Source organism: Nitratireductor sp. GZWM139 (genome assembly GCF_030068685.1).
Classification (GTDB): domain Bacteria; phylum Pseudomonadota; class Alphaproteobacteria; order Rhizobiales; family Rhizobiaceae; genus Nitratireductor; species Nitratireductor aquimarinus.
The window spans coordinates 1-1,647 of sequence record NZ_JAMQML010000049.1; the positions used below are offsets into that span (position 1 = coordinate 1).

The following is a 1,647-nucleotide window of genomic DNA, read 5'->3' on the forward strand; positions in this document are numbered from 1 at the left end:
CTCCGCCAAGCATGCTCAAGCTTCACGATTTTTGCAACAGAGCCCACACGAGTATTGAGCATAGTCGAGATTGGTGCAGATCACTTCTGATATTGAACTGTCAGGAGCTGGCTGCACAACAGCCATTACGCCCAATCAACTGGTGCAGTCGTCTTCTGAAAATGACATTTGGTATCTCTCATAAACGGATGTTTTTGAGAGAACTATCTTCGGCCTTCACACGCACGAAAGGCGGCGAAGCTCCGCCGTTAATCCGTCCGCCGGAGATCTCGCCCAGGCAGGCTGAAGGCCGAGCAAGCCTGACAGGCCCGAAAAGCCCGGCACGGGCGTCGGCGGCGATGACGGCGGCGGCATTATCCAGGGTTGATGATGGAAGTGGAGGATATCGACAACCTCTCGCGCAACCAAGACATCGCGGTCGGACTGCAAGTGATCTTGAAGCCACGGGCCCGTCCCACCCCGACATGGACCTCGATGCCCGAACGGACGTTAGATTTCGAGTTCTAGGCGTTCTGCGATGAAGGTTGGATCCCAGCCGGGATTGAAAGTGTCGACGTGGGTGAATCCGAGCCGCTCGTATAGGCCACGCAGGTTCGGGTGGCAGTCGAGCCGCAGCTTGGCGCACCCCTGCGTTCGCGCGGCATGGCGGCAAGCCTCTGACGTGACCCCCGTTTCTCATCCAGCCATAACGAGAGTCCGAGGTTGATTTGAGTAGAGATTGGTTGGGTTGGCAATAGGGCGGCCTGCGCAGCCCTCAACTAGCGCAGCAGGCCGCCCGGCGTTTCCAGTAAGGGCTTGTGCGTAGGCCTGCGGCGTCAGCCAGCCGAGCTTCGAGTGCGGTCGCCGCTCGTTGTAGTCATGCCGCCAGGCCTCCAGCACCTCGCGGGCATGCGGCAGGGAGCGGAACAACGTCTCGTTCAGCAGCTCGTCACGCAGGCGACCATTGAAACTCTCATTGAAGCCGTTCTGCTGGGGCTTGCCTGGTGCGATGTAGTGCCAACCGACGCCAGTGTCGTCGGCCCAGGCCAGGACCGCATTCGAGGTGTATTCCGTGCCGTTGTCGCTGACGATGGTATCGGGTCGGCCCCGCTGCCGGATGAGGGCGTCCAACTCTCGCACCACACGCGCACCCGACAGCGAGGTGTCGGCCACCAACGCCAGGCATTCGCGGGTGCAGTTGTCGATCACCGTCAGGATGCGGAAGCGCCGCCCGTCCGTCATCTGGTCAGAGACGAAGTCCAGCGACCAGCGCTGGTTGGCCACCAGCGGCAGGTCCAGCGGTTGCCGCGTGCCCATTGCTCGCTTTCGACAGCCGCGTCGACGCACTGTCAGCCGTTCCTCGCGATAGATCCGCTGAACCCGCTTCTTGTTGACCGCATGACCCTCGCGCCGCAGCAGCACGTGCAGGCGGCGATAGCCGAACCGGCGACGCTCCTGCGCGAGGGCCCTCAGCCGGTCGCGCAGGACGTCGTCATCCGGGCGTGTCGCCTGATAGCGCACGCTCGTCCGATCGACGCCCAGAACACGGCACGCCCGCCTTTCGCTCATCTCATAGGCGGCTTGCAGATGACCAGCTGCCTCGCGCCAACCGGCGGGCGTCACGGCTCTGTTGCAAAAATCGTGAAGCTTGAGCATGCTTGGCGGAGA

Annotated in this window: 1 protein-coding gene and 1 pseudogene; both read right to left on the reverse strand. The window is 62.1% G+C overall.

Annotated elements, in window-relative coordinates; all coding sequences use genetic code 11:
* Positions 1-489: 489 nt before the first annotated feature.
* A pseudogene (locus NDI72_RS21835) lies at positions 490-669 on the reverse strand (GNAT family N-acetyltransferase); the annotation flags it as partial.
* Between the two features lie 6 nt (positions 670-675).
* On the reverse strand, positions 676-1,647 hold a 972-nt coding region (locus tag NDI72_RS21840; RefSeq protein ID WP_283801789.1), incomplete at its 5' end, for an IS3 family transposase.